The organism is Gimesia panareensis (genome assembly GCF_007748155.1).
Lineage (GTDB): Bacteria > Planctomycetota > Planctomycetia > Planctomycetales > Planctomycetaceae > Gimesia > Gimesia panareensis.
The window spans coordinates 5,837,458-5,861,663 of sequence record NZ_CP037421.1; the positions used below are offsets into that span (position 1 = coordinate 5,837,458).

At 51.5% G+C, this 24,206-nt stretch carries 16 protein-coding genes; 5 read left to right on the top strand and 11 right to left on the bottom strand.

Features of this window, described 5'->3' with window-relative positions; genetic code table 11:
- Window positions 1–264: 264 nt before the first annotated feature.
- Together Enr10x_RS21720 and Enr10x_RS21725 are read right to left on the bottom strand one after the other, a co-directional pair.
- The gene (locus Enr10x_RS21720) at window positions 265–1,290 is read right to left on the bottom strand and encodes a hydantoinase/oxoprolinase family protein (protein WP_145112617.1); all 1,026 of its coding nucleotides are present in this window, start codon (window positions 1,288–1,290) and stop codon (window positions 265–267) included.
- Window positions 1,281–2,360, bottom strand: a complete 1,080-nt coding sequence (locus Enr10x_RS21725) for an ATP-grasp domain-containing protein (protein WP_145112619.1) — start codon at window positions 2,358–2,360, stop codon at window positions 1,281–1,283. The genes Enr10x_RS21720 and Enr10x_RS21725 overlap by 10 nt, the downstream gene beginning before the upstream one ends.
- A 437-nt stretch (window positions 2,361–2,797) precedes the next feature.
- Between Enr10x_RS21725 and Enr10x_RS21730 the strand changes: the two genes are divergently transcribed.
- Window positions 2,798–4,264 carry a COG1361 family protein gene (locus tag Enr10x_RS21730; protein ID WP_145451345.1) on the top strand — a complete coding sequence of 489 codons (1,467 nt, stop codon included), beginning with the start codon at window positions 2,798–2,800 and terminating at the stop codon, window positions 4,262–4,264.
- A 7-nt stretch (window positions 4,265–4,271) separates the two neighbouring features.
- Here Enr10x_RS21730 and Enr10x_RS21735 read toward each other — a convergent pair whose 3' ends face one another.
- The 4 genes from Enr10x_RS21735 to Enr10x_RS21750 all read right to left on the bottom strand — a co-directional run bounded on the left by Enr10x_RS21735 (window position 4,272) and on the right by Enr10x_RS21750 (window position 9,182).
- Window positions 4,272–5,159 carry a hypothetical protein gene (locus Enr10x_RS21735; protein WP_145451346.1) on the bottom strand — a complete coding sequence of 296 codons (888 nt, stop codon included), beginning with the start codon at window positions 5,157–5,159 and terminating at the stop codon, window positions 4,272–4,274.
- 127 nt (window positions 5,160–5,286) lie between these two features.
- Window positions 5,287–6,588: a Gfo/Idh/MocA family protein gene (locus Enr10x_RS21740; RefSeq protein WP_145451347.1), complete on the bottom strand. Its 1,302-nt coding sequence runs from the start codon at window positions 6,586–6,588 to the stop codon at window positions 5,287–5,289.
- A gap of 152 nt (window positions 6,589–6,740) precedes the next feature.
- Window positions 6,741–7,646: a sugar phosphate isomerase/epimerase family protein gene (locus tag Enr10x_RS21745; protein ID WP_145451348.1), complete on the bottom strand. Its 906-nt coding sequence runs from the start codon at window positions 7,644–7,646 to the stop codon at window positions 6,741–6,743.
- Window positions 7,647–7,736: 90 nt separating this feature from the next.
- The gene (locus tag Enr10x_RS21750) at window positions 7,737–9,182 is read right to left on the bottom strand and encodes a hypothetical protein (protein WP_145451349.1); all 1,446 of its coding nucleotides are present in this window, start codon (window positions 9,180–9,182) and stop codon (window positions 7,737–7,739) included.
- Between the two features lie 383 nt (window positions 9,183–9,565).
- Here Enr10x_RS21750 and Enr10x_RS21755 point away from each other — a divergent pair, with 383 nt between their 5' ends.
- Window positions 9,566–10,384, top strand: coding sequence for a sugar phosphate isomerase/epimerase family protein (locus Enr10x_RS21755; RefSeq protein WP_145451350.1), 819 nt, complete (start codon window positions 9,566–9,568; stop codon window positions 10,382–10,384).
- Between the two features lie 15 nt (window positions 10,385–10,399).
- Here the strand turns inward: Enr10x_RS21755 and Enr10x_RS21760 are convergent, their stop codons facing one another.
- A complete protein-coding gene (locus Enr10x_RS21760; RefSeq protein ID WP_145451351.1) occupies window positions 10,400–11,857 on the bottom strand; it encodes a pectate lyase in 1,458 nt (485 codons plus the stop codon).
- A 216-nt stretch (window positions 11,858–12,073) separates the two neighbouring features.
- Here Enr10x_RS21760 and Enr10x_RS21765 point away from each other — a divergent pair, with 216 nt between their 5' ends.
- Together Enr10x_RS21765 and Enr10x_RS21770 are read left to right on the top strand one after the other, a co-directional pair.
- Window positions 12,074–13,507 carry a GntP family permease gene (locus Enr10x_RS21765; protein WP_145451352.1) on the top strand — a complete coding sequence of 478 codons (1,434 nt, stop codon included), beginning with the start codon at window positions 12,074–12,076 and terminating at the stop codon, window positions 13,505–13,507.
- Between the two features lie 104 nt (window positions 13,508–13,611).
- Window positions 13,612–14,541 carry a DUF6807 domain-containing protein gene (locus tag Enr10x_RS21770; RefSeq protein ID WP_145451353.1) on the top strand — a complete coding sequence of 310 codons (930 nt, stop codon included), beginning with the start codon at window positions 13,612–13,614 and terminating at the stop codon, window positions 14,539–14,541.
- Here the strand turns inward: Enr10x_RS21770 and Enr10x_RS21775 are convergent, their stop codons facing one another.
- Together Enr10x_RS21775 and Enr10x_RS21780 are read right to left on the bottom strand one after the other, a co-directional pair.
- Window positions 14,542–15,852 carry a BBP7 family outer membrane beta-barrel protein gene (locus Enr10x_RS21775; protein ID WP_145451354.1) on the bottom strand — a complete coding sequence of 437 codons (1,311 nt, stop codon included), beginning with the start codon at window positions 15,850–15,852 and terminating at the stop codon, window positions 14,542–14,544.
- Window positions 15,853–15,922: 70 nt separating this feature from the next.
- The gene (locus tag Enr10x_RS21780) at window positions 15,923–19,744 is read right to left on the bottom strand and encodes a beta strand repeat-containing protein (protein ID WP_145451355.1); all 3,822 of its coding nucleotides are present in this window, start codon (window positions 19,742–19,744) and stop codon (window positions 15,923–15,925) included.
- A gap of 816 nt (window positions 19,745–20,560) precedes the next feature.
- Here Enr10x_RS21780 and Enr10x_RS21785 point away from each other — a divergent pair.
- Window positions 20,561–21,511: a prenyltransferase/squalene oxidase repeat-containing protein gene (locus Enr10x_RS21785; protein WP_145451356.1), complete on the top strand. Its 951-nt coding sequence runs from the start codon at window positions 20,561–20,563 to the stop codon at window positions 21,509–21,511.
- Window positions 21,512–21,583: 72 nt separating this feature from the next.
- Here Enr10x_RS21785 and Enr10x_RS21790 read toward each other — a convergent pair whose 3' ends face one another.
- Both Enr10x_RS21790 and rpoD read right to left on the bottom strand, forming a co-directional pair.
- Complete coding sequence (locus Enr10x_RS21790) at window positions 21,584–22,294, bottom strand: zinc ribbon domain-containing protein (protein WP_145451357.1); 711 nt, start codon at window positions 22,292–22,294, stop codon at window positions 21,584–21,586.
- A 224-nt stretch (window positions 22,295–22,518) separates the two neighbouring features.
- Complete coding sequence (rpoD, locus tag Enr10x_RS21795; protein WP_145112646.1) at window positions 22,519–24,201, bottom strand: RNA polymerase sigma factor RpoD; 1,683 nt, start codon at window positions 24,199–24,201, stop codon at window positions 22,519–22,521.
- Between the last annotated feature and the right edge of the window lie 5 nt (window positions 24,202–24,206).

The following is a 24,206-nucleotide window of genomic DNA, read 5'->3' on the forward strand; positions in this document are numbered from 1 at the left end:
TTCTCAGTCTTCTGGAATCAGAAAATAACAGTAAAGGCCCAATCCAGACTGACGCCCACGTCATGGAAAGGAATGAGACCAGATAAGTACTTAGAGGCCGGGAAGATATCACAAGAGCGAAAATTGAGTCAACCACGTTTCGCCTCTCACAACATGGACAGCAGAGGAACACTCGTCCCCTACGCCATACGCAAACTCTTATTCAACAGAGCTTTACAATTTCTTCGCCGAACAGGCAGGGGGAACACCTCTTCAGGTGAACCTTCAGCCCTTGATCTGCACACGCTCGGCTGCCAGTCGGGAGACCGCAAAAGCACACGCAGCATCGGCGATCGTCGCATCAAAGATTTCCGCTAAGTCAGTCAGACTGGCCTGGCTCAGTATCGGATGCGACCGGACCAGCTTTTCAGCCAGAAAGACAGCACTCCCACTGATCAAAACCGTCCCCACCGGCTCGCCTGCCCGTTCCAGAACGCGATCGACGGCCTGTTTGAGCTGCTCCAGTTGCTGTGATACCAGCCACTCTGCCATCTCCTGTAATTCAGATTCTGACAGTTCCGTAGTATCACAACAAACCGACCGCGCCAGTCGAACTCGGGCCGCGTCACGGGTAGCTGGTTTTCCATTGGCGGTCTCCAGATCCAAAGCATCTTCAGGCCGCATCTCCAGCAACAGATAGAGATCAAGCGTCGTTGCGAAACTTTCGGCAGCCAGGGGACACATCTGCCCTCGGAGAGGAACACTCGGGGATACCATCGCCACGGGGGTCCGTCTTCCCCCGGTGTAAACCAGTTCCCCCGAGAGCAGCCGTTCCACATCGGTCAGTCCTTCGGGCACCGGAAAGCCCTGCTCCAGTGGAATGATGTCCGTCGTCGTCGAGCCTATATCAATCAACAGGCCTCTCTGCTCGGGAACCATCCGTCCTACCCAGGTGGCCAGGGCGTGCCAGTTCGCTGCAGCGGCCAGTAGTGGAAATTCTCGAGCAATGTCGGTGGTAATAAATTCAGCGCCGGTCGACCAGACAAGCACCGGCGCAGGAGCAAACGCTTCCTCAACAGCTGTCAGAATCTGATCCACGCCCTCGGACTTCGTTTCGAAACAGTCAGCCAGTTCCCCTGTCATGGTGACCGCGACCAGGTCAGGGCGCCCAAAATCGGCCAGCAGTTCTCTTAAGGTGCCTGCCAGCAACTCCGGCGTCTTCCATAGCGCAAATGGGACAGCCCGGGCTCGGCCATCACAGTCCGCCACCTTCAGATTCGCACCACCTACGTCCAGACCAATTACATACATCGTTCGTCTTTCTTATTATGCAGGATGTATTCAAAACTTCCATCAGCCTGAAATTCAACGGCGTCCCCCGTCTCCCAGCGAATTAAGGGGGCCTCGGCTTTCATTCCCAGAACTCGCTCCGCCAGATTATCAGACGTCAACTGACGATACCCTGTATAACTGGTTGTCAAACGTGGATTGATCTCAACCAGCAGAGGCGAATGCGGCGTCTGCTCAGGCAACAGAAGATCAAAGCCCACATACCCCGCCAGACCCGGAAGCCGACGACAGACACGATTCACCAGTTCCTGAATGGCCTGCTCGCATTCGAATTCCAAAGTAACAGGAATTCGCCCACCCTGATACACAAAACCCGATTCCCAGCCGATGCGCTGTTCTCCAATCGGACACAACTCACAGTGCCCCTCTTGAATCAATGCAGCAACGGAAAGTGCTTTACCAGTGACAAAGGGCTGCCAGACAGACGCGTGTAAACCTGTCTGCAGTTCCGGAATTCGCCTCTGCCAGTCTTCCAGTCGTTTGAAGCGTTCCAGCCCCAGTCCGCCTGCACCGAAACGCTGTTTGATCAGGCAGGGAAAGTGTTTGGGAAAACCAAAGTCGTCGGACAGCAACTCGGTTTCGATCACAGGGATTCCTGCCTCATTCAAGAACTGATACAGACGCCACTTATCCGCGGTCAACTGGATCGTCTCCAGATCAGGGCCCACGACGCGTGTCCCGTTTTCCTGTGCCAGCCTCGTTCGTGAAACCAGGAGATCATCAAACTCGGGGGCAATCACCCACGCGACATCTGCCCGTTGGCACGCCTGATGAAACAGTTCTATCTCCTGTTCGGGCTGTCTGACACGATGGATCTGCAAACGCTGATCGCGTTCCGCCTGCTGATATTCGGCAGAAGTCAGCAGCCCCTCCTGCACACAGGTCTGCACCTGAATATCAGGAATCTTCAACAGATCGGACAACACTGCCTCCAGCATCGCCAGCCCCTCCGCCAGCAGAGAAGGTTCAGCCTCTGCCAGCAAACAACCGCCGCTACAGAGATATTCGGAGACAAAAACGTTCAATGACATACCTGATTGAATTCAGATCCAGGGTAATTTCCGTTGTAAAACTGGTCCGCGACGGGCCATAAATCCGTTAATGGGATTGTATAAAAAATGATGATCACAGCCTCTTCAGTCTAGAGATTCTGCCAACCTTTGTTAATTGTCACCACTGTAGAACACGCTGAATTCCCTCCGTTTTTGTCTGGTTCTCTCAATCTGTGAACCTGAGAGGGTTCTGCTGATCCTGCAGCTGGAATCATTGGCATAACAGTCACGACTTTGAAAGGAGACCTCGACTGCTTAATCCCTGGATACCTCTGCAGATGCTCGCTCTTACTATTTAAAAATACTGCCTGTTTTCTCCCTGTTGTACTGAAGTCTGCGTGATAAACTTTGAATGGAATCTGTTTCCTTTGAGCGTAAGAGGATTGTTCATGCCGGGCATTGAGAATCGGCCAATATTGAAACTGACATCAGGAATGCTGTTGCTGCTGACACTGTCGCTCACAGCGTGCACTGCCTTTGCGCCCAGCCAGCGTTCATCCTGGAAACTGACCGATCCCCCCTCACTGGCACCACAGAATCAACCGTTAAACAGTCCCAAACCCGGTTCCCCGAATCCACAGTCCCGTGAGACACAACGCGTCGGACCACAGGAATCGATACCACAAAAAGAGACAGAACCCGCCCAGCCAGATAAAGAACTGTTTGCTGTCCCGGAATCCATCGATCGCAATCAGCCTCCACAGCCGCGCGATCTACCTGAGGATATTCCATCGCGTCCGCGACTGGAGACTCCCCAACCCCAGACACGCGGCAAACCTGAAACAACGCCACAGCGACCTTCAGGACCGATGATGACACCACCGGCTCAAGCGGGGCCCCTGGAGATGACGGTGGATGTGATCCCCAAGCGGCAATTGGGCAGTGGGGCCACTTTTTATCTGATTATTAAAAATACCAGCAACCAGTCTGTCCGGAATGTGCTCCTCGAATGTGAGTTCGATTCCGCCCTGCTCTTTCCCGGCAGACGGGAGAAGAAAATCGGACAACGTCTCGGCACCCTGCAACCAGGCGAGTCCAAAGAAATCAACCTGACCCTCTACAGTGATACCCTGGGAAATCACTGCTGCCGTTTCCGGGCGATGGCGGAGGGTGAAGAACTTGTCTGGAAGTCGGTCTGCGTCGAATATGTCAAAAAGCAGTTAGAGCTGTCCGTCATCGGCCCCTCCGCCAGGACGATCGGCAGCCGCGCTGAATATATTATCAAACTCTCGAATGTGAATGACGTCGATCTGAAAAATGTTAAAGTGACGGTTTCTTATGATGCGTCACTGATTCCACGCGAAGCGTCTATCGGCTCGGAACGTGAAACCGGCCAGTTGAAATGGATGCTGGACACCATCCGTGTCGGTGAGGGCGTGCAACTGCAGGTCGAGTTTGATTGTGAAGTGGCCGCCGAATATGCCTGCATGCGCGTGAATGTCACCAGTCCGGAACTTCCCGATGAACAGGCCTCAGCCTGCCTGAAAGTCACTCCCGCCCAGGGTGTGCTGGACGTACAGGTCCGCGACACCAAAGACCCGATTGCCCGTGGTGAAGAGACGACTTATGAAGTCAGTATCGAAAACCGCGGCCTGCAACCAGCTCGAGGGATTCAGCTCCGCGCAAAAATCCCCCGCATGTTCCGCGTCGTTTCTGTCGAGGCTCATCAGGGGAATCAGAAACTCAATCTGCGACCGGAAGTCAATCAGAATACATTAGTCGTATCTCCCGTACAGGAGCTGCCGGCGGATGCATTCCTGCGTTATACCATTCAGGTCAAAGCGCTCAGCTCCGGTGATGGAGAATTCGACGTGACCATCACCAGTAATGACTCAGACAAACTGGAAACACGCGTCAGCGAAATCACGACTGTCAATCGCTGAGCATTTTTTACCGCTTTGAAACCTGTTCCGGAAAATCCTGCTGGTACCGTTTTACCAGTGCTTCCATATCCGCAGGAACGATATAGATCTTGCCGTGAATGGTTTTCGTTTCTCCCGGTTGCAGTCCCCCCAGTCGGAAATCGGCGTGCAGACAGCGAATCACCCCCTGAAACAGTTCCTGGTAAGGCTCAAAGGCGGTAGCGAAAATCCAGCGATTATCACCGCTATAACAGCCGATCAAGCCGTTGCTGGGCACTTCACTGTTTAAAGGACGAGGATTGACATCCGTGCGGGGCACATCCGCCGGACACCAGACCTGCCCGGGAATGTATCGGGCAGTCGTAGCCCAGTTCCGGGTCGGCATGAACGCCGGCTTCCCGTCCAGGAAAATGAACGATTTTTTGATGTAAGCGTACTTATCATCTGTCTGATCGGCTCCCAACCCGGCAAATTCTCCCACTCGAATACAAGGCTGCGCCCAGTGCACTTCCGAACGGCGTTTTGTCGGATTGTGAGCCACCAGTTGAAAATCAACTTCATCTGATTTTGCCGTGATCGTGTGCTCGACGATGATCCCATCCGCGACCGTGCATTTCAGCTTGAGCACCGTCCGATCTGCATTCAGGTCGATCGTCTGTGTCTCATGTTTAACGACCGTATGCTTTCCCCAGTCGGCGTCTGTCGAATTCGCGCGACAATAAGCTTCCAGATAGTTAATCGGAATCTTGCCCCCCGGAATATGATCGCCGTGAATGTACAACATGTTCTTTTCACGGGAAAGCGTCAGGCGGGGAGACGCCTGCTTCTCAGCAGCAGTCAACCGGTGAAAAGTGGGAACCAGAATGGTGCTGATAGAGATTCCCAGTAGTAAAAGCGAATGAGCGAGCGACTTCATCACTTCCTCCAGTCAAAATCAGTTGTGAATCAATGCGAAAGAAACTCCCGGTAGCAAAAGAAAAACAACCGGAATGCAACTCACACGCCGGTTGTTTTTCGTCATTCAGTTTTCAAGTTCAGGAGATTTAGACAAACGGTGTCACGCCGGGCATTGCCACTGGGGGTTCGGGCAATGACATTGCCATATCGTATTTCTCAGGTGACAGATCTTCTTTGGAATTCATCGCCTGTTCCCAGGTGAGGGTCTTACCAGTATAGGCTGACATGCGGGCAATGATCCCCATCATGGAACTGTTTGCCATGTACTCACCGTTGTTGATGATTTCACCATTCCGCAGTGCTTTGTACATCGCGTTATGTTCCAGCTGATGCATGTTCGTGCGACGGCGGGCCCCTTTCCAGGGATTCTTGCCCTCGATCTGATACTTCATCAGTGTCGCGGTCCCCTCTGTCCCGGAAACAGTATCGACAAACATCGAACTGCAACCCTGCTGATGGCGGGTGGATGCGAGGAACTTGGTTCCGTTGGCATATTCGTAGACTGTGCTGAAGTGGTCGTAGATGTGCCCGTACTCCGGTGCAGTACGGGTCTGACGACCGCCGACACTGTAACATTTCACCGGATATTCGCCCATGACCCAGGACTGTTTATCCAGTTCATGCACGAACTGTTCGGTATTGAAATCGCCGGACAGCCAGGTGTAGTAATACCAGTTCCGCATCTGGTATTCCATGTCGGACCATTCCGGTTTGCGTTTTGCCATTTTGGCCACGCCGCCCAGGTAACGGATGCTCTGCAGCGAGATGATATCGCCGATACCACCGCTGTGAATTTTATCCACCATTTCCTGCATCCCGGTTTCATACCGCCAGCACAGACCGGAAACGATGGTCAGGTTTTTCTTTTTGGCTTCTTTGGTCGTCTCCAGTACGGAACGAATTCCGGGGCCATCGACGGCAACCGGCTTCTCACAGAAGACATGCTTCCCGGCATCGATACAGGCTTTCAAATGCTGGGGACGGAAGTGAGGAGGCGTTGCCAGCAGGACCAGGTCCACACCGGAATCAATCAGTTTCTGATAAGCATTGAAACCGACAAACTTATGATCGGCATCCACTTTGACACGATCCTGTACTTCGGTCTTCTTCAGGTTCTGATAGCTTTGCTCCAGCTGATCACCAAACGCATCCGCCAGGGCCACCAGTTCCACATTCGGATCTGCACGCAGAGTCTGGGCCGCCGCTCCCGTTCCACGACCACCACAGCCAACCAGACCGACTTTGATCAGTTCGGTGCTGGCAGCAAAGGCACCTGAAGTCAATGCGGGATTCACAACCAGCCCGGTTGTCGCCAGCGTGGCCAGAGATTGCTTCATGAAATTACGGCGACCTTGAGCAGGCTGCTGTGAGGAGGCATTTTCGTGCATCAGAAAGACCTTTCGTTCGTGTTTCAGCAAAGATAGAGTTCGCGGGATCCAGCAGACCGAAGTGTATTGAATCCGAAATCAGGTAGGAAATATGAGGACAATCGCCAGTAGTGTTTACTACTTAACGATCTTTATTTATTATCAACGCCGACTCAGGCAAGATCAAGAGCACGATCCATGCGTTCCGAAATATCCTGTAATCTCTGACGGTCGCCACCCTTCACCTCAGCCGTCGCCCAGCCTTGTGTATAACCGATATCTTTAAGCGCCTGACGGACTTCGGGCCAGTTACAGTCCCCTTCAGTAATCTCGACCTGGAAACCTTTCCAGAGCCCCTCATCCTTCTGTTTCTGGCGGCTGTATTCCTTGATATCCAGCTTGCCGATACGCGGCCCCAGGATGCGAATCCACTGCTCGGGCCAGCCAAAGCGAACCACATTCCCGACATCGAAGTAAACACCTGCCGCAGGGCTGTCCAACTCATCGATAAAGCGGGCCATCTCCAGGGGACTCAACAGGAAGTTATTCCACACATTCTCGACCAGCAGTTTGATGCCCTGCTTCTCGGCATAAGGCAGATGCTTACGTAGTTTCGCCTGCTGCTGTTGATAGACGACATCATAAGGATTGTTCTGGTCGACTCGACCGGCGACGACCAGGACGCTGGTTCCCCCATAATATTTAACCTGATCAATGGAGTCTTTCAGTTCATCCCGGCTGCTGTTGAGAAATCCGTGAACCTGCACTCCCGTCGCATCAATGGCTTTGCGCACCTCTTTGGGATCGACTTTCGTGCGATAATGAATCTCGGTTCCCTCAAAGCCCAGATCCTTCAGCATCTTGAACTTGTCCATCACCGGAATCTTTTCCGTAATCATCTGGTACTTGACCGCTTTTTTGATACGGCCCTGCTTTCCAGCTGTCTTCTCTTCCCCAGCAAGCCCCGCCAACGGCTGCAGCAGTGAACCGGCCAGAATGGTCGCCGAGGTTTGCTTGAGAAAAGTTCTGCGTGTTGACTCTGCTTCCAAAGTAGTGATTTCCGAACCTGTTTCCGACATGCCTGCTCCTGTTTTTGATACAACCGGGGAATACATCAACCTCGACTTATATTGAGCATACCCCGGCATCAGGGAAGTCGCAAGATTACACTACTTTTCTGGGGTGTTCCCTGTGACCTGCGGATTTCTCGTCACTGTGACCTGGACCGCCCCCTCATTATTATTGAGGGAGTTCCAGGCATCGTTTAACCGAAAATAAACGGTCCCCGAAGCGGGGGCCATCCAGACCGCCTCTGCCCCCTGTGGGTACTCATGCAGGAGCGTCTTCATTCGAGACGCATTGTCCGGATCCGGTCGAATCATCATCAGCAGGCGTCCCAGAGGCTGTCCGTTGAAATACTGAAACGAAATCCCGTCAGCCGTACTCTTCCAGGGTTTGGGCTGTTGTGCGAGTGTAAACATTCCAGTTGCAGATACTTTGTATGTCTCTCCACGGGTCACATGCACCCCACTCGATTGCCAGCCGCGATACGCATCAATGATCTCTGTCTTTGAAGAGTCCCGCTCCAGGTCCTGCCCCCTTATAAAGGAAATCATCGCGCGTTTTGAGTCGTAGCCTGGCTGGAGATTGCGGGCGAACAGCAGCCAGGCATCATTCACTTCAACCGGATCGGGGCCAACAACTTGTTTGATTTTCTCTGAGAACGCGGCCCCCTGCATGTGATGAGCCAGTTCGCGAAACGCAGCCTGATAGCGGGGATGCTTGTCGAAAAACTGGCACAATGCCCAGGACCACGAGTATGTTGCCGCGTCATCTTTCGCGAAATCGTCAGGAGTCAATTGCATGACATCCAGCATGGTTGGGGGAGGCGCATTCTGGACCGCTTCCTGAATCAGCGAGATTCTGCCCAGCCCGGCGAAATCATTTTTATTATGGGGCATCACGTTAAACTGAAACTTGCCGTCTGCCCCGATGCGGTGCGTCGCCATCGATTCGGCGATTCCTTCCAGGTACCAGACCGGTGCACCAATATTTTTCATGATCATGCTGTAACAGTGCGTGTATTCATGCAGCATCAGATGCCTGAGATAATATTCCTCAGTTTGAGATTCCATCCAGAACTGAGCGCCCTGATGACGCCCGTTGATAATCCGAGCCAGCAACCCCGGAATCACACCGGCTTTCTCAAAACGTTCCCGGTCCTGCATGATATAGCCGGTCACCTGGAATTCCGTCCCTTCACGATTGGGAGGCAGGGGACCAAAATAGTTCTCCAGTGCCGGGTAGAACTGTTCGATGACAGCAGGCAGTTTTTGCGCCAGTTTTGGATCAATGTCCGTATAAAGTTTCAGACGCGGCGATTCATAACACTCAATTCCCAGCAGGGACAGCCGCTGATTGTTGTGATCAGGACGCTCATCGCTGGGGCGATAAACTTTCTGCTTCTCTTTCTGCATCGGGGGAACAGACTTTGGCTCAGCAGGGGCAACGCTCTGCGCGGGATCCTGTTCTGCTGTTTTCGCTTCACTCTGTACGGCCTGAGTCTGTTTCTGCTGATCCGATTCCTCAGGAACGGCATCAGACTTACTGGTCACAACGACCTCCGACTCAACAGGTGCCTCTGGCGATCTTGTTTCTGTTCCACATCCGGTCAGTACGAGACAGACCCAGAGCGGGTGGACCAGCTTCAAATTTAATCGCGACGCTTGCATGAAAGCCGACTTTCAACCGGATGAACGGGACACTTTACTTGAGGGAGACCATTGCAGTATGAAAAACCTGTTTTTATTGTGACCGATTTTGCCCCCCACGTCGAGGATGCTTTTGTTTCTCCGCCCTGAGTTGATCCTCATGCGCGATTATTGCAAAATGCGGTGTAGACGTCTGTTACGAAATTCAGCTGGCATTACTTCCTACGTGACACACCAGCCGAATCGATAATCAATTCTCCCTGTTTTTCTGACTGAGGATCATCTGCATGAGCCCTTTCCGCTACAGCCTGAACGCCAGTACGATTCGTACCACACCGTTACTCGATAAAATCCGCGTCACAGCCGAAGCAGGATATGCCGGAATTGAGCTCTGGTTTGATGAGGTGGAGCAATTCCTCGCCGCGGGGGGTGAACTCGAGACCATCTCCCAGGCGATTCAGGATTCCGGGCTGGCGGTCCCTACGATGATCATGTTACGCGACTGGTGGTCAGCCACACCGGAAGAATATCCCCAGGTTTTTCAGACCTGCCTGGATCGCATCAAACTGGCGGCAAAACTCGGCGCAGAATATGTCATTGCCTGCCCGCATCGCGACAAAAATCCAGACTATGATCTGGGTGCGACACGCTATCGCGAGTTGCTCGAAGCGGGCATCGAAGCAGGCGCCAAACCCGCTGTGGAATTTCTCGGCTTTGTCGAAGACGTCACAACGATCGAAGATGCCCTGCAGGTCGTGGAAAAATCAGGACATCCGCAGGCGACTCTCGTGCTCGATCCGTTTCACGTCTTCCGTGGCGGCGGCTCCATGGATACCATTGCGCAACTCAAACCGGAACAGATCGCGATTTCTCACTTCAACGACGCCGTCGACACGATCCCCCGGGAAACACAAATGGATCCGGATCGGGTTCTGCCTGGCGACGGGCACCTGGACCTCGTCCATTACTGCCGCCTGCTGAAACAGATCGGATATGACGGCTGGCTGTCACTCGAGCTGTTCCGGGATGATCTCTGGCAACAGGACCCGCTCCAGGTCGCCCAGGTGGGACTGGAACGGATGCAGATCATTGCGGAACATGCCTGATTCAGTCTGCCTGATTCAGTCTGATTGACTGGCGGCAACGAAATCAGCCAGCGTCTCCAGATTTTTCGCGAACACTCTCGTTTCAATAACAGGTACGTTTTTGAGATTTGCGCTGCGGATTTCGCCCTGCGTCAGCCAGGCACCCTGTTCATTCAGCGCGTTTACAACTGACTGCGCCCGCGCCTTCAATGCGGGTGTCAACCGGACCCGACGCTGGGGAAATTGCATCGAAGCCAGTTTTTCCGGAGAGGCTTTGAGTAACTTTTCATACTGACGTTGCAGTGAATCCACTTTGGAGCTGACGATGAAACCATAATGCGTCGGCATGTCGTCATCTTTGTAAGTCAGCTCATATTTTTTTGTAAAGTATAAAGGCCGATTCGTTTTCAACTCATAAAATCGAGCCAGTTTGCCTCCCGGCAGTTCTGACTTTTTCAAATAAGCCAGTGCTTTAGGAATCGGGGCCAGATACTTCTTTTCTCCGGTATAAATGTAAATCTGCAGCAATGTTTTGATGACGCCCTGCGACTCGCCTCCCGTGACTGCAGGTGGCTCAAATTTACGGGCCCAGGCCGGCTGCATCTTCAGATTGTACTGCTGCGCCCAGGCAGGCTGGGGTTCCGGCATCTGTGCCAGAATAATAAAGTCGCCTGCTTTCAAAGCGGAATCCCGATACCGGGGATCCTGGTAGACGTGATATGCCAGAAACATCACGTTCACCAGATCCTGGATCGTATTGTCGTTGAAAGTGTAATAGCCTGTGTATTTCTGCTTGGGAAAGGTACGTGACCAGTGATCCGGATAGTTGGCTTTCAGTACGGGATACTCTTTCGGATCAGGAAAATGGTCGTACCGCTGGGGCCAGCCTCCGTTCGGAAACTGTGCTTTGATAAAGGAATCCAAAGCGTACAGGGTCGCTTCATGCAGCCGCTGATCTTTGAATTTGAGCTCCTGATCAAGTTGAATCAGGAAATGGACGGCAGATTGAGATTTATTGTCATCAAATGTGGTGATATTTCGCGCAGAGGGACCGCCTCCGTCGACGCGAAACTGGGATTGGGAACGCTTCGAAAAATCGACGGAATCAGCCCAGCCCCCCGACTTCAATTGGCTATTAATGAGTGCATTTGCTGTCGCTTGAGCGGCTTTCAATAAATAAGGCTCCCCGGTTTTCTGATAGGCACTCAGATACGCTTCTCCTACCGTGGGAGTTCCCGGGGGTTGCAACCAGATCATCGAATCCGTAGCGAGTTCTTCCCCTTCCCGGTACTTCAAATCCCGGCTGTAGCGCCAGAGATAGCCCCCTTCTGCTGCAACCTGAGTGGTAAAGAAATCCGTCGCCTTCCGCATTGCCTGTTTCGCCTCAGCCACGGAAACGTCTGCCTGCAATTCTCGTAGTGATATCGTTCCCCCTGCCAGGAAGCAAAGTAGAATCAGACTTTTCAGTAGTCGAGATCGGGAGAGCATAATCATGGTAGACCTTCCTTTTCAGTAGTACACCGGTAGAAACGCCAGAGATCACATCCTACCTGAAAGAATCAGTTCAGTGAAAGCAACCTATTTCTTAACCTCTTTCACTAAATACGCCTGCGCTTTTTCTCACAGGTACTGGGTTGCGTCATGAGGCAATCTTTGTAATGCTCATTAACACTCACGATATTCGCCTAAGATTTTCCCGGAGAAGCGCTTATGTTGGAAAACTGTCCATTGATCCTATCAGCGATCCGTGTCAACCTGGAGAACCCATTCGTCATTCTGGCGATCGGTATCTCGATTGTGATCGGGATGATTATCTTTCTCCGGATCAATGCATTTCTGGCTTTGATCACTGCCGCCATGGTCGTCAGCCTGTTGGCACCAGAATCTACAGATGGTGTTAACCGCATGCAACGGGTCGCGATCGCCTTTGGTGACTCGGTCTCCGGAATCGGGATCGTGATTGCGCTCGCTGCGATCATCGGTAAGTGTATGATGGATAGTGGGGCCGCGGACAGGATCGTGCGCACCTTTCTCAGGGTGCTGGGAGAAAAGAACGCCTCGTTTGCGCTGATGGGGAGTGGCTTTGTGCTGGCGGTGCCCGTCTTTTTTGATACGGTGTTTTATCTGCTGATCCCCCTGGCCCGCTCTCTCTATCGCAGTACCAAACGCAATTATCTGATGTACGTGATGGCGATCGCCGCCGGAGGTGCGATCACACATACACTGGTCCCCCCGACTCCCGGACCGCTGTCGATGGCGGCTAACCTGGGTGTTGACCTGGGAAAGATGATCTTCGTTGGCGCCCTGGTCGCTTTTCCAGCCGCGCTGGTGGGTATCTTATACAGCATGTTCGCTAACAGGATGATGGATATCCCGATGCGGGAAGTCGCCGAACATACAGAGCCTGATCCTCTCAAGGAAGATGAACTCCCCTCCCTGTTTGTCTCACTCTGCCCCATCGTCCTGCCTGTCTTGATGATTACGGCCAACACGCTCGTCAATTCGATGCTGAAAGGGGGCGTCGGGCCGCAGGGTGTGCTTACCAAAATCAGCCCCTTTACTTCGATCATTGGTGATGCCAACTTCGCACTGCTGGTCGCCACTGCCATTTCCATGATCATTCTGTTTAAACAACGTAACCTGACCCTGCTCAAACTGGGTGCCTCGGTGGAAGAAGCACTGATGAGTGGTGGCGTGATCATCCTGATCACCGCGGGGGGAGGCGCCTTCGGTAAAATGCTGACGGTGGCCCAGATCGGACCTGCCATCCAGGGGATGTTCAGCACCGAAGAAACGAAGGTCGCCGGACTCAGCTTTCTGTTTCTCGGCTTCGGAATTGCAGCCCTGCTCAAAATCGCCCAGGGTTCCAGTACCGTCGCCATGATCACGACATCTGCCATGCTGGCTACGATGAACGTCAATTCCGAAATGCTCGGTTTTGACCCGGTCTACCTGGCCACGGCCATCGGTGCAGGGTCGCTGATCGGTTCCTGGATGAATGACAGTGGCTTCTGGATTTTCTGCAAGATGAGCGGGCTCACTGAAGAAGAAGCCCTCAAATCCTGGACTCCGCTGCTGATCGTACTGGGGTGCACCAGTCTGGCGACAACCGTGTTGTTGACGTTTGTCTGGCCCATGAGCTGAGCTCCTTCTGAGGTGCGTTCTGCTTTACACTGCCTGTGTCAGCACCTATGCTGGAAGCAGTGCATTCCACTTGAAACCTCGACTTAGCTAACGGGATCTCAGGCATGAGCCAGCTGTTTCCAGACTGTCAGATCGTTCCGCTCCCGGACTTTCAATTCTCGTTTCGCGTCAAAGGAAAAGAGCGGCTGCGCTGGCATCACTCTCCTGAATATTCACGTCCCTTCTTCTATCCGTTTACGGGACCGGCAGGCGTTCCGCTGACCCGGATCGGGCATCCGGGAGCGCCGAATCATGACCACCATCGCTCAATCTGGTTCGCCCACCATCAGGTCATGGGGATCAACTTCTGGGCCGAAAATACGGGGGCTCAAATCCTGCAGAAGCGCTGGATTTCCATCGACGAAAGAGACGCCGAAGCAATCCTGGCTGTCGAATTGGACTGGATCGATGGCCATGACCCCGCCCCTCTGCTCAGACAGGAACTGATTGCCGCTGTCAGAACCAATGACGCTGATGAGCTGTTTCTCGAGCTACAGACCACCTTTCACCCCACGGCCTCTTCCCTCGAATTCCAGAAAACGAATTTCGGCTTTCTGGCGGTACGGGTTGCCCGTTCCATTTCGAGCTACTTTGGCGCAGGTACCATCACTAACAGTAACGGACAGGTGGGGGAAAAGAATATCTTTGGCAAACCAGCGGAGTGGATGGACTATTCCGGACCGGTCACACCGGAAGTTACTGAAGGCATCACTTATTTCTACCATCCCTCAAATCCGGTAGCAGGTATGGAAAAACCAGTCTGCTGGCACGTCAGGGAAGATGGCTGGATGGGGGCCTCGCCTTGCATGCATGGCCCGCTGGAGACAACGCGAAAGTCGCCGCTCACGTTTCGCTTCTTACTGCACGCTCATGCGAATCAACTGCATGCAGATCAGGCAAATCGAATCTATGACTCTTTCGCTGAAAGCTCAGACTATCAGATTCGCAAACCCGAAAAACGACATACCAGTGCCACGGTTGTCCGGAAAAACTGATTACCAGATCAGCTCAATACCGGCTGTGATCCCGTCAGCAGAGAACTTGCTGCTGTTATCCTGGACGCGCGTGCCGACAGCAGGATTTGCTGCATCACGATTTTCATTGTAATCAATTATATTGAAGGCTCGTGAGATCTGACCGATAAACAGGTAATCGTATCCCACGAAACATCGAAAGTGCTCGTTCACGTTCACTTTCGCATAAAGGGACAACTGAAAGATCGGTGAAAACTCGTTATTTTTATCAACGGTCACAATCCGGGGATCGGTGGCTGTAAATAACTGGTCGGTGGCAACCTGATTGGTATTCCGATTAAACCCGAAAGTAAATTTCGGCTCAGCACCAATTGTAAACCACTTCTGTCTGAATTCTGTCCGGGCACCAATGCTGGGACCGAACACCCGGTTTTCTGATTTCGAATAGATGGTCGTCGTTCGCGGATCTGTGATTAAAGCCACGCCGGAATCTACACCAACCTGGTTCAGTGATTCATTGAAATTGATATAACGAAACCCGAACAAGGGCTGCATCCGAAACCCGTCACCAGGCAGATAGGAATCCAGAATGTAGTTCACCCCTGTTCCCACCATTTCGGTATTCATCGTTACGGAATAGCTGGTGTCATACACATTCGTATTCGAGGCCGGGGCACCGTTGATTTTAAAGTTGGTCACTACCACCAGATCATCATCAGGGATGGAATTGGACTGCGTGGCATAAATATCGTCTGTCGGGCGGATTGATTTGTTTCTGAAAATCCCCCAGACATTCCATTCCAGAGTTCCTTCCGGCAGGGGAAACTCCAGTGAACCTCGCATACCGTTCGTATCCATTGATTGATCATTGTAATCCAGTTGAACCCCGGTCCCTCGGGAAATCCCAGCCTCTCTGTCAAAAACGGTCGTCGGCTGTGTAGAATCCGCAACTCCCAGGATCGGCGTACCCAGCAGCACATCATCTGGTCCCTTCAAGGACCAGTGGAGATATTCCAGCTTGAGTTTAGAGGAACGAAACATATTGCCGATCTGTTTATCGATCGGTGAATCATACGCCCAGCCGCGATCCACGGGTAACTGACGAACCAGAGAACGGGAATAAGTCGAGACCCCGGAAAACATCCCCGGGTTCTGAATCATTTCCTGATCCACCATCTCGGCATCACCATGCATGACGTATTCTGCAGTGCCATCTTGAGCAGTTGCTACCGGGCAATTGACCACCGGAATTACGGTCGAACACAGCAGCACCAGCAGTGCACTCAGTCTGAATGGAGTAATCATCATTACCTTCCAGGATGTGCGACTCATCAATTAAAACCTTGAAATATTTGGATCAAAACACACCAGCGTGTTAATTAAACAAGACATTTAAACTGGATCAGGGAAACAGCTGGCCGTCCACTCTGATTTGTCCATTGAATGTACCCCCACCAGCACGGAACAGGAAAATACTCCCCAGGTTTCCGTTGATCGTCACAGGGTTGTCGATCCCTGATCCGATTTGCAGAGGCCCATTGGTCATGGTGTTGAATCGGATGGCATTTTCGGTCGTTAAGATACTGCCAGCGAACAGGCTGATATTGTTGTTATCAATCGTAACGGAAGAGTTCGTGGCATCGACCAGATCAAAGTTGATCGCTGTGCTGCTGACGGCAGACATATTGATAATGTTGGTGTCAATCTGCACATTGGAGTTCGCTGCCAGATCCAGGAACCGGATACCATACGAGGTATCACCGGACATCTGGAATCCATTCCCAAAGTTATTTGAGATCAGGATATTGGAAGGACCTTCCGTCTGAATCTGAATCCCCTCACTGTCTGCCCCGGCCAGAATAAACTCATTGTTATTAAAGACCTGCAACGTTAAGAGATCCGCCAGATCCGTACTGGTGGCATCGATGTTGATCCCCTGGTTATTCGTGACGCCGGTTCCATTCGCAGCAAAGATATTTCCGTTTGACACAGTGATATTCTGTGGTCCTTCCCAGATGACTGACAGACCAGCAGTATTGGAAGCGGTGTTCGTGATGGTGTTACCTTCCAGCAGGACGTTGAGCACGGAATCATCCATCAGAGTTCCAGCTGTCTGGATCCGGACTGCATCAGCACTGTCGTCGGTAATAATGTTGTTCTGCAGTGTGATAGTGAAACTGTCATCTGTGGTGTCATTCAACTCAAGATTTGCCGTGTATTCAATGGAATGTTCTGTCGTGTCCGTACCATTGTCCAGCAACTCGGAATTAGTCATCTGGAAGGTACGACCATTGATAATCCGGATACCATCACCGAGTGAGTCCTGCACTCGAACCAGATCCAGGTTCACACGTGGACCATCATCCACCGTCGTTTCATGCCATTCGATACCTGATACCGTCGGGGCCTGAATTTCGAGACCGTTGAGATTCACACGACCAATATCGTTCAACCAGACACCGTGTGTTGCTCCCGTAATCGTTCCTCCGGAGTCAATCGTAACGCCGTCACCTTCAATCGAGAACAATCCGGGTGTGCGTACCAGACGGATGCCGGCACTGTTCAGGAAGAAGCCGTCAGTAATATTCAGGTCTGGTCCAGTGGTCGGGCCTGCCGTCACCGAAGTCAGGTTCATCGAGAGGCTGGAATCCTGAATATCAATGGCCGCGGCGTTTGTCACATCAATGATACCGCCGGTCGAACTGATCGTCCCTGAATTGTTATCAGCAATGAAGGCCAGGTTGTTAATCGTAGTCAGATTCAAATCGCCCAGGTTAATATTTCCAACGTTGTCCTGGACATACACAGCGGGAGCCACGACGGGAAACGCAGCACTGTTCGCTGACACCGTCAGTGAACCAAAACCGATGATCGGCGTATTATTCAGTACATGCACAGTAGGCACTGTGGATCCAGTGGTCCCTCCGACGGTGACGTTCGCAAAGGTAACCTGGCCGGCTGTTCCACCCTGTCCGGCATTATCAATATACAATACTGAACTGGTTGTACTGTTATTAGAAAGAACCGCATTTCCCAGTGTGACCAGCGGACTGTCATTCAGTACAATAAATGCTTCATTTGTGGTCCCGGAGATAGTCGTCGTTCCATCCACATTGAAGACACCGGTGTTCCCACCGTTATCAAATGAGATCCCCTGTGCTGCACTCCCGGAAATTCCCAGGTCTCCACTGAATGAGATCACACCTGAGGAGTTATTGACATCGATCGCATGGGTTCCCGGAGAAACACCATTACTGATTGTCGTATTCCCGATGATATTCATTCTGCCTGTCAGATTCTCGACCAGAATACCAGTGCTGTTCCGGTTCTGGATGGTGAGTCCATCAACTTCGAATGTCCCGGGAAAGTTTTCTACGTATATACTGGAATTTGTCGCTGAATCAATGACTGTCGAGGGTTGAACCGTATTTCTGACGGTAATGATCGCATTGGCAGATCCGCCGGTGACATAAATGCCTTCTTGAGTGCTCCCGGTAATAGAGACATTATCCAGAACCGCCCCACCACCGATACTGCTGAGCAAAATCCCCTGGCTGCTCGTGTCGACCACCGTAGAACTGGTCATGTTAACCGAACCACCCGTCGTATTCTGAATCAGAACACCATAACCGGCTCCGGTATTGGTAATCGTACCAGATTGATACCTGATTTGCGGATCGCCTCCGTCTACGACAAAAGCATCCCCTGTGGAGTTGGTGACATTGGTCGTATCGAATGACAGGCTGCCAGTCGTACTGCTCAAGTAAATGCCCTCTCCGGTGGCATCATTGACATCAACATAATTGACAATGACATCTGAGACACCGATCCCGGACACACCTCGTCCGGTAGGATTGTTCAGGATAAAACCGGAAAATTCACTTTGAGAAGCCAGCACGACTCCATCGCCCACCGAGTCGTTAAAGGTAGGACGCAGAAGGCTGTTTGGCCTGAGCGGACTGCCATAGAGAGGTGAATGCGGCAGCAGTTTCGAGCCAAAGCCCTGGATATCGATATAGTGATTCACACTCTGACCTTCACCCAGGATCCGATCTCCCGAGACCAGTGTGATCGGCGCTACGTTATTGTATTCACTGCCGGCATGAGTAAAGATAATGTCTCTGTCAGGACCAGCCTGCGCGTCGGGGATCGTCTGATAAGGATCCAGTACGCTACCGATGCCTCCCGGACCTGCCTGTGAATCAACGTGCGAGACGGTCCAGGGGCTGCCTGTAGCCGGATTGATGGCAACCAGTCCTGAATCCACAACTTTACTCTGATCGATAACCACGTTGTAATTCCTGCGTACCCGCTCAGCCATGCGGTACATCTGCGTGGATTTTTCCATCTTGTTCCACTCAGGTTTACCGGCGAAGGTCCAGGTAATGTTGAAAAACACATTGGTTTTGAATGTGTCGTCATTGGTGACAGTCAATTCTGCAAGCACGTTCGGCAACGGTTCGGCCTGTAAACGCCCACGCCAGCCCCAGACCTGCGGGATACCACTGGCCTGGAAATTATAGGTACCTGCATAAACGCGTGTCTCAAACTTTTGTGCCAGTTGTCCCCAGACCGGGACACCGATTTCGGTATCAAAACCACGCATGGCGGTTCCGATGGTACGGGTCTGATCGTAGAGGATGTTGAAACCGGAAAAACGCTGACTGCCGTTGTTGAACTGCAGGTCGAGCTGTTGCTGGCGATTTCCGAACGGCACATAGAAGTTGGCATTCGCATCCCAGTAGCGCCCCATTGTTTCAACGTTCAAGGCTGACTGCTGGAAGACTTTGTTGGTTGAGTCATCCCGATCGTAATAGAAACCGAAACCAAAGATCCGGTCGGTGTCATAATTGTAGAATCGATAAGCAATACCACCGGTTCCACCCAGGTTACCACGGTTGGTCCGGAAGAGTCTGAAGTTACCGAAGAGCATTCCTGCGTCATCCGGATTTTTGGTATGTGTGAACAGGTAAGGCATCGCTTCCAGGTGTGTGATCGATTCATTTAAACCAACGGTTTGACCAGCTTGATGACCGACGCGGAATAAGGTTCCCATGCCATTACCAGGGACGACTGATGAAATCCCATCAAGTGTATCATCCACTTCGCTCCCGTCTGCAATGATTGTTGTAAAATCACCTTCTTCATCTGCCAGTACCGTTCCCGACATGGCGGAGATTGCCAGCACGATAGCGCCCGCAATCAGGCGGAATGCAATTTTCATAAATCGTCCAGAATAGCTTGATGTCGACACAGGCATCTGTATTACCTCGGCAAAGCACGCTGAGTGCATTTTGGCGTTTGGGTCCCGCTCTGTTGTATTTTGATCTGTCATGAAAGTATCTGGTTCTATGACAATTTTTTCAGGAAAATCCATGAGATTATCTCAACAAGTAATCTTCTGAATTCGGGAATGAGACCGGGGAGAAAACTCCTCAGACTCAATGAGTCAAGTCGTATCTACGCTACATATCTGCACTCAATCACAGACGAAATCCCCTCGGCAAAATACTGACTGCCAGACGGGTGACACCTGTCATTGAACGTGGTCAAAATCAATTGTAAATCAGGGAGTGGTTCAGTCAGACCAGTCAGTAATCACCATGAGAGATGGTTGTTGATGATTACGGTTTCTCCGGAGAGAAACTGATCCAACTTCAAAAGGATTTGTTGTGACATGAGCCGGAAAAAAACTGCTTTTTACCGGAATCATGTTATTGGTATTTGATAAGTTTTCAGGTTGTTTTTAATGTGAAATGTAACTCGGAAGAATCTTGGGGCAGTCTTTTGATCAGGCTGCTCCTTTTTTTGAACTGTCAATCAGCCAGAACTGGCCGGGGATTCACAGTCCAGAGAGAGAGTGATTCTTTGAGTATAAGAGATGTTGGGCGGGAACATATTCCAAATCCAAAATCGACGAAAGACGAATTTGACCTTTCGCATCAGAATTTTTTGACAATTTTCAAAATAGTCGAGAAAATATAGTGTCCCGTTTCCCCTCTCACTCCCCCCCACCTAGTTGGAAAACACGATCTTATCCATGAATCAGCAACCCTATTTAGTTCATCTGGCTCTGCGCCTGGCAGAAGGCCTGGAACAGTATTCCACTTCCGATCTGGAAAAACACCGCACATTTATACGCTCCCGGCAGCAGCCAGATGGTGGCTTTTCCGGAAGAGAAGGCGGTTCGGATCTTTACTATTCCGGCTTCGCTGTCCGCAGCCTGGGAATTTTAGGGGGATTAGAACCAGATGAAGCCGAGTCTATCAGTGGTTATCTCAGGGACTTTTCGCTGGAAACACTGTCTACCATTGATCTTTTGAGCTGGTTGTATTGCGCACTCATCGTCCAGGCTTCCGGTGGTGAGGATCTGCTGAACTCTGCCCCTGAAAACTGGAATGTCCGGGTTTCTGAAAGGCTGGAAACACTCAGAACGCAGGACGGCGGCTATGCCAAATCAGAACAGGGTGCCCTGGGAAGCACTTACCACAGTTTCCTGATCGTGCTGATTTATCAGTTAATCGGACAGGAGGTTCCCGCTCCGAACCGGCTGATTCAATTCCTGTATGATATGCAGCGCGATGATGGAGGATTTGTCGAAATTGCCCCGATGAAACGCAGTGGAACCAATCCCACAGCCGCTGCCGTCGCTACGCTGCTGATTCTGGACGCGATGGACGATGATTTGAAAGCAGATGTCCGGGATTTTTTGAATCAGGTCAAAAGCGCAGAGGGAGGGTTTCAGGCCAATACGCGTATCCCGTTTGCTGACGGACTTTCAACATTTACAGGCCTGCTGACCGCACAGGATCTGGATCTACAGGACCTCATCGACCGAAATCAGGTGCTGAAATTCATGCAGGGCTGGCTCGAATTTCCCACTGGTGGTTTCCGCGGGGCCAGTTGGGATGAACAGGCGGATGTGGAATACACCTTCTATGGACTGGGAGTGCTGGCCCTGCTGGGGAAACAGGTAAAGCCCCCTGAGTAAATAAGATGGGGCTCGGTTTGACATCACAGGTCTTTATTGCGATGCAACGAAAGCAGCCCGCAACCTGTAAAATTATTCAGACGCTTCGTCCTGATATAACAGGCGACCACATGATTTACAGAAAACCAGTCGACCGGAATTGAGCTCAACACGACGCTGAGGTTCAATCATCACATTGCAGGCAGAACAAAATTTCCCGGCAACATTTGCCAGGGCACCTGCTCCATGCGAGCGAACAAGTCGTTCAAACTGCACCTTGAGATCGGCAGGAATAATCTGTTCCGCGTCGGCGATTGCTGAGTTACACTCCGCAATCTCTTCATCTAAAGCATCTTTAACAGATTCAAACTCCTGTTCGGCTTTTTTCGCCTCATCATGAGCTGCTTTGATCTTCTCTTCCCAGGATTTCGCCTCACCCTCTTTCGCATCGATTTTGTCCATCAGTTCCAGAATTTCATCTTCCAGAACACTGTTGGCCATCTGGTCTGCTGCGATCTGACCCTTGATGATGTCAAATTCCTTATTAGATGTCGCGGAATTCAACTTACCCTTTAAATCCAGTATTTTCGCTTCATTGGACTGTAAATCGAGATTCTTCTGCTGGACCTGTTTCTTTAACTGAGTGATCTGCTCCTGCACAGCCTTGAGTTTGTCTTCCTGCTGTAAAGCGAACTGTTCTTTTAACTTAATTCGCTTGGGGCCCTGCTCCAACTTCAGATTCACATCATGCAACCTCAGGTAAAGATGATGTAAGGCTTTCAAACTGGCTGCAGTTGTCGACATGTTAAAGAACTCCGAAATCGCTATGGGGGCGAGCCGCGACACCATAAATCACCGCGGCTCTGTGCTTTTAGTTTGTTATAAAGTTTTTGGCAGCAAATAGCCAGACATACGATGGAAAACTGTCAGATCTTCGCTTCTCACTCCGGGAAGGCACTTGGACCTGAGCAGACCATCCTTTTCAAATCAAAAAAAAACGCCGATCAAAACTGATCGGCGTTGCTGTTTCAGATACTGGCGGAAGCCGCGGTATCCGCAGATTCTTCTTCGGATTCCGTCTGGCCCCAGTCGGGGACCAACCCTTCAATAAAGCCCTGCAGCTGTTTGCTGCGAACAGGGTGCTGCAGCTTACGGACCGCCTTGGCTTCGATCTGACGGACTCGCTCACGTGTCACTTTGAAGATCCGTCCGACTTCTTCCAGAGTATAAGTGTAACCATCCCCCAGGCCAAACCGCAGTTTGATGATCTCGCGCTCACGGTAAGTCAATGTTTTCAGAACATGGTCAATCTTGTCTTTCAACATTTCCTGACTGGCAGTATTGACCGGGCTGTCGGAATCTGAATCCTCAATGAAATCACCGAAGTAGCTGTCTTCGCTTTCTCCGACTGGACGATCCAGGCTGATCGGGTGTCTCGAAATCTTGAGAACGCGGCGTGTCTCTTCAAGGCTGATGCCGGCGACTTCCGCTGTCTCTTCCAGGGTGGGCTCACGTCCATTTTCCTGCAGCAGCTGCTTACTGACTTTCCGCAGTTTGGACATGGTCTCAATCATATGGACGGGAATACGGATGGTCCGAGCCTGATCCGCAATCGCCCGGGTGATTGCCTGTCTGATCCACCAGGTCGCATAGGTTGAGAATTTATAACCACGGCGATATTCGTATTTATCAACGGCACGCATCAACCCGGTATTACCTTCCTGAATCAGATCCAGGAAGCTCAATCCACGGTTACGATATTTCTTCGCAATGGAAACAACCAGACGCAGGTTACCGCCGGAGAGCTCACGCATTGCCGTTTCATAATCGAGATAACGCTGCTTGACAGACTTGATCCGATCACGCAGGGTTTCTGGAGTTTCCATGGTCATCATGACCAGGTCCTGCAACTCCCGCTCCAGATTGGCCCGATCATCTTTTGAGTTCTTGACACGCAGGTCATCCAGATCGCGGATCTGATCTTCCAGTTCGGTCATCCGCTGCGAGATCTGCTCAAGCCGCTTCATACCGATCTGAAGTCGCTGTGTCCGCAGACTCAATTCTTCAATCAGGGTCGCCATTTTGCGGCGCCGTTTCTGCAGCGTGGCATAGGCTTCTCGACGTTCAGCCTTAGACAGTTCCGGGTTGATGAACCGCTGAAAATCGGCCGTGTTTTTGCTGCTGAGATATTCCAGGGTTTTCAGGTTGTGTGGCATCCGCCCCAGAATCTGATTTTTTTCCAGCCCCTCGGTCACAGAAACCTTGATCGTTCTGTCAAAAGGCAGTTCCGTTTTGTGAACTTTGTCCAGAATATCGATCGCCTGCCGCATCGCATAGTCGCTGCTCAGCAACTCACGACGGAACCGTCGACGCGTAATTTCGATTTTTTTCGCCAGTCGAATTTCCTCGTCCCGGGTCAGCAGCGGGATTTCCCCCATCTGCGTCAGGTACATGCGAACCGGATCATCAATCCGTCGGGACAGATCATCTGAACGTGTTCGACCTTTGGGTTTCTCCGGCTGCAGCACGGTGATGACCTGATCGGGAATGATATCTAATTCGATTTCCTCGATGGTCAACAGAAGGTTATCCAGTTTCTCAGGATTGAGCGCTTCATCGGGCAGATAGGCGCTCACCTGATCATAAGTCAGATAACCCTGTTTTTTTCCATTTTCAATCAGTTCATTCAATCGGGCGTCGAGTCGGTGCACGTTGC